Annotated in this window: 5 protein-coding genes; 4 read left to right on the forward strand and 1 reads right to left on the reverse strand. The window is 59.7% G+C overall.

Going from position 1 to position 5441, the window contains the following annotated elements:
* Nucleotides 1-560: 560 nt before the first annotated feature.
* From nrdD to L3J03_12050, 4 genes are all read left to right on the forward strand, one after another.
* Nucleotides 561-2708 carry an anaerobic ribonucleoside-triphosphate reductase gene (gene nrdD, locus L3J03_12035; protein MCF6291710.1) on the forward strand — a complete coding sequence of 716 codons (2148 nt, stop codon included), beginning with the start codon at nt 561-563 and terminating at the stop codon, nt 2706-2708.
* Nucleotides 2709-2760: 52 nt separating this feature from the next.
* The gene (locus tag L3J03_12040; protein ID MCF6291711.1) at nt 2761-3075 is read left to right on the forward strand and encodes a hypothetical protein; all 315 of its coding nucleotides are present in this window, start codon (nt 2761-2763) and stop codon (nt 3073-3075) included.
* 72 nt (nt 3076-3147) lie between these two features.
* The gene (locus L3J03_12045; GenBank protein ID MCF6291712.1) at nt 3148-3966 is read left to right on the forward strand and encodes an anaerobic ribonucleoside-triphosphate reductase activating protein; all 819 of its coding nucleotides are present in this window, start codon (nt 3148-3150) and stop codon (nt 3964-3966) included.
* Between the two features lie 138 nt (nt 3967-4104).
* The gene (locus tag L3J03_12050; GenBank protein ID MCF6291713.1) at nt 4105-4425 is read left to right on the forward strand and encodes a TusE/DsrC/DsvC family sulfur relay protein; all 321 of its coding nucleotides are present in this window, start codon (nt 4105-4107) and stop codon (nt 4423-4425) included.
* 88 nt (nt 4426-4513) lie between these two features.
* Here the strand turns inward: L3J03_12050 and L3J03_12055 are convergent.
* On the reverse strand, nt 4514-5441 hold a 928-nt coding region (locus L3J03_12055; protein MCF6291714.1), incomplete at its 5' end, for a hypothetical protein.

Consider the following 5441-nt stretch of genomic DNA (forward strand, 5'->3'; position numbering starts at 1 on the left):
TCGCCGCCGCGGCGAAGCGAGTTCCTGCTTGATAGCCTGTTTATGAACAGCCGGCCCTTCTCAATGGAGCGGCCGTTGGTAGAAGAAGACCCCTTTCCCGACAGGAGGGGGGTTACTGAATGTTTACATGCAAGCAGGCCGGCGAATCCATAGTATGGCTATGTGAGCCGGCCTGATCGTGCGAAGAGGGGGTGCTGGTGAACGCTTACAGTAAATACAGCCAGTGCTGCCGCCAAAACATCTGTTGAACGGCTTGTGCGAAATCAACCCGGATGGCGCCTCTCCGGGACGCCCCTGGAGCCGGACGAAAAAAGTATCTTCCTGGCCGGCCATTGTATCTCTTTGATATTCTATGGCGGAATCGATGAACCGTGATTCATTTGCCGGTTTAGTTGAAAATAGTCGTTGACACCATACTATATAGGGGGTATCTGTTTTTTCGTACAACAACATGTTGTGCTTCTAAGGCGATCAGGGCGAGTTGTCCGGCTGCCGCATAAGGGCGCGAATCGCGCACGTTCAGGTTTTGGATATTCTGCAGACAACAGGGGGGCTAAACTATGGGAGTTGTGATGCCGATCAAGGCGGAAAACGTGGCTGGCGCCGGGGTTGGCGCAACCGGCGGCAAGGTGCAAAAGGGTGATACCACGGACCTGGCCCTTTTTGTCCGGAGTTCCCAGGAGGACATGACCGGATGGAACCGGGGGCGGATCGTCGATGCCCTGCTCCGCGAGACCTTTGTTGACCGCGATACGGCGGAACGGATTTCCATTGATGTCGAGCGGACCATCTCCTCCGGCAAGGTCAAGACGGTGACCGGTCCGCTGATCCGGGAAATGGTCAATGCCAAGCTCCTGGAACTGGGCCTGGAGCAGGACCGGCGGATGCATACCCGGCTCGGGGTGCCTCTCTATGACGTGGATCAACTCCTGGTGCACCCGAACAAGGAAAACGCCAACGTGCCCCACGGCCCCGAGGCCACCAACATGACCCTGGCCGAGGGCATCAAAAAGGAGTATGCCCTGCTCCATGTCTTTTCCGCCGACGTGGCTGACGCCCATTTGAACGGCGACCTCCACATGCATGATCTCGGTTTTATCGACCGGCCTTACTGTTCCGGCCAGTCACTGGAATATATCAAGAAATTCGGCCTGAACCTGCCCCACTCCCTGTCCATGGCCAAGCCGGCCAAGCACGCCGAGGTACTCCTGGCCCATATGGTCAAGTTCGCCGCCGCCTTGCAGGGCCATTTTGCCGGGGCCATCGGCTGGGATGCGGTCAACCTGTTCTATGCCCCCTATCTTGAGGAGCTGGACGACCGCGCGGTCAAGCAGCTGGCCCAGATGCTGATCTTCGAGTTCTCGCAGCAGGCCGTGGCCCGCGGCGGCCAGGCCATCTTCTCTGATATCAATATCTACTGGGAGGTGCCCAAGCATTTTGAGGACGTGCCGGCCATCGGCCCGGGCGGGCAGTACACCGGCAAGACCTACGGCGCGTACGAGAAACAGGCCCAGCGTTTTGCCTGGGCCCTGTTTGAGGTCTATAAGGAGGGTGACGCCTCGGGCCGGCCCTTTTTCTTCCCCAAGCCCCTGGTCCATATTACCGAGAAGTTTTTCAAGACCGAGGGTCACATGGATTTTCTCCACCTTATCTGCGACGTGGCCGCGGACAAGGGCAACACCTACTTTGTCTTTGATCGCGGCGACACTGCCAAGATCTCCGAGTGCTGCCGGCTCAGCTTCAAGCTGGAGGCCTCGGACCTGGAGGACGCCAAGGAGCCGTGGCGGATGCGCTACTCGGCCCTGCAGAACATCACCATCAACCTGCCGCGCCTGGCCCATCAGGCCGATGGCAACGACACCAGGCTGTTTGCCCTGCTCACCGAGCGGATCATGCTGGCGGTCAAGGGGCATGAGCAGAAAAAGAAGTTCATTGAAAAACTGCTGGCCCACGGCGAGGGCGGCCCCCTTTCCCTGCTGGCGATGAAACTGGACGGCGAAAACTATCTCCGGCTCCATCGCTGTACCTACCTGGTCGGCATGGTCGGCCTGAATGAACTGGTCCGGCTGCACCTGGGCGAGGAGCTGCACGACTCCGACCAGAGCATGAAATTCGGCCTCAAGGTCATCGCCCACATGAACCTGATCTGCAAGAAGATGAGCGAGGAGGCGGGTATGCGTTTCGTCCTCGAACAGACCCCGGCCGAGAGCACGGCCTATCGGTTTGCCAAGCTGGACCTGGCCCGGTTTGGTGATAAGGCCGCGGCAGTACTCCTGGGCGACATGGACAAGGGCGAGATCTACTATACCAATTCCACCCTGTTCAACGTGGGCACCACCATGAATCCGGTTGACCGGGTCCAGCGGGAGGGCTTGTTCCATCCGCTGATCGAGGCCGGCTCGCTGACCCATATCTGGCTGGGCGAGGCCCAGCCGGACAAGGGGGCCCTGGCCGATTTCGTGATCAATGTATTCCGCCATACCGAGAACGACCAGGTTGCCTTTTCGCCGGAGTTCACCACCTGCCTGGATTGCAGCAGGACCTCGCGCGGCCTGGTGGAAAAATGTATCTTCTGCGGCTCGGACCATGTGGACGGAATCACCCGGATCACCGGCTATTTCACCAAGGTGTCGAGCTGGAACAAGGGCAAGCGCGGTGAGCTGCATGACCGCTACCGCAATATCAATCGTTTCTCGCAAGGGGGATAGTGGGAAACGGAAGAAAGGGGGTGCCGCCGGCACCCCTGCTGAGGAGGGACCGATGACGCTGTTTACCAAGGATGACTGTACGCTCTGTGCCCGGCTGAAGGACCAGTTCGATCTGGCTGCCATGGATGTGAACGTGGAGGTGCTTGACGACTCCAACCCCGAGGTCCTGGCCCACCTGGCCTGGCACAGCCTGGTGGAGACCGCCCGCAAGTCACTGCCGGTCCTGGTGCTGGACGACTCGACCACCGTGGCCGAGTTCAGCAGCATCACCAGCCGTCTGACCCAGCGGGCCAGCCAGTACGGAATCGAGCAGATGATTCCCGCGGGGCCGGCCGACTGCGAGGGCGGCAGCTGTACCTTCAACTAGTTTCCATCAGGCCCGCTGTTTTCCGGATCAAGGCCCGGGTTCGACCGGCCGAGATGCCCTTAAGCTGGTCCGATGGAAAAAAGGAGTGCCATGCCCGGGATCAAGGGTTTTCTCGAAACCTCGTTTATTGATTGGCCGGGCCGGGTCTGTGCGGTTATTTTCCTGGGCAGCTGTAACCTGCGCTGCCCTTTTTGTCACAATCATCCCCTGGTCCTGGAACCGGACCGGTTTCCCAGCCATGATCCTGAAGAGATTATCGGCCGGCTGGCCGGGCGGCGCCAGTGGCTGGGCGGCGTCTGTGTCAGCGGCGGTGAGCCCACCCTGGACCCGCGGCTGCCAGAGTTGCTCGCTGACCTCAAACAGGCGGGCTGGCCGGTCAAGCTGGATACCAACGGCACCAGGCCCGGGGTGCTGGGCCGGCTTTTTCAGGCCGGCCTGGTGGACATGGTGGCCATGGACGTCAAGGCGCCGCTGGTTGCGGAAAAATACCAGGCCCTGGCCGGGACCCTGGTGGACCTTGCCCGGATCAACCAGAGCATCGATCTGGTCCGGGCAAGCGGCCTGGAGTATCAGTTCCGGATGACCGTGGTTCCCGGGTTTCACGATGAGGACGATGTGGCCGCCTGGGCCCGGACCCTTGCCGACCCCTCGGGCCGGGGCCGGCTCACCCTGCAGAACTTTAATCCGCGTTCAACCCTGGCCCCGGAATTGATGGAAGTGAAATCCTTTGATCCGGCCCGTTTTGACCAGCTCAAGGGGATCGCGGCCAACCCGGGAAAGGCAGCGGCGCAGGTCGGGCCGCAGCCGCCACGACCCGCTGCTGTTTCAGATAAACAGGAGAGCCTCCCGGCTCCTTTGTCGGGAGGCTGCAAAGGGGGTTTTTGTTTTTAAAAAGATGATAATGATTGCTTGACAAAAGCCGCAGCCCATATTATGAAGCAGTATTCATTTTTTCTATCAAAATGACGGAAGAGTAAGTACAAGTGAGAAACCCCATAATTTTTTTCTGAAATCTTAAGGAGGATCAGCATGGCAACAATCGAGCATAATGGCAAGAGCTTTGAAGTTGACGAAGACGGCTTCTTGGCCAAGGGTATGGAAGAGTGGAACGAGGACTGGGTTGACTATGTCAAAACCATTGAAGGTATTGGCGAACTGACCCCTGAGCACCAGAAAGTCATCGACGCTCTTCAGGAGTACTACAAGAAGAACGGTATCGCCCCCATGGTACGGATCCTTTCCAAGACCACCGGTTTCCCGCTGAAGAGAATCTATGAACTCTTCCCCTCCGGCCCGGGCAAGGGAGCCCGCAAGATGGCCGGCCTGCCGAAGCCCACGGGTTGTGTGTAATTCCCAGAGTTTTACAGAGAGATGACAAAGAGAGGCAGGAGAGATCCTGCCTCTCTTTTTTTGTGCCGTATTCGGGAAGGGAGTGAGATCAGGCGGCGCTGGCAGCAGCGAGCAGTCGCTGGTGGACCGCCTCCACCCGGGCCTGGTATTCGGCCGACGTGATCCGGGCGCCGCGAATCCCGCCGCCCAGGTTGATCTCGGCCAGCCAGGTCCGCCCCTCCGGGTTGACCATCAGGTCCAGGTGGGCATAGGGAAAGCCGCCCCGCTCCATGACCCGGACACAGAGATCGACCTGTTCCGGGGTCGGGTCGCAGGGGCTGCTGGTCCCGCCGAAGTGGAGGTTGTGGCGGAAGTTGTCGGGGTTGTGGCGTTGGTAGGCCTCAAGGTAGTTGTCGATGAAGATCACCCGGATGTCCCGGCAGCCGGGAATATAGGGCTGGACCACAAAGGGCGGGGGGAGTACACCGAACGAGGCCTGGGTGTAAACTTCTTCAATGGAGGCCCAGAGGTGAATGCCCATCCCGGCGTTGCGGCGGTCATGCTTGGTCACCACCCGGGTCACCCCGGCTTTGCCGTATGCGGTGATCGCGGCCTGGAGGTCGTGGAGATCGTAGACCACCCGGGTATGGGGAACCATGAACCCGGCCAATAACCGGGCCTGGACACTCTTCAGCCGGCTGACCATCTGGCTGACGGCCGAGGGGATCAGGATCACCCCCCGCTGGCGCAGATCAAGGAGCAGCGGCTCCTCGCACGGCTTGAGCCGGACCCGGCCCACCACGATATCACCGCGGCCGAGATCGTGATAGCGCGCACATAGCGTCTCGTTGTCCGTGATGATCATCGGCTCTGTTTTCAAGTGGCGCTCCTGTAAACACCGAAACACCGTGGGTAAACATTCAGTAAACCCCCTCCTATCGGGAAAGGGGTTTTCTTCTACCAACGGCCGCTCCATTGAGAAGGGCCGGCTGTTCATAAACAGGCTATCAAGCAGGAACTCGCTTCGCCGCGGCGGC

This window comes from Desulfobacterales bacterium, from assembly GCA_021647905.1.
GTDB lineage: Bacteria > Desulfobacterota > Desulfobulbia > Desulfobulbales > BM004 > JAKITW01.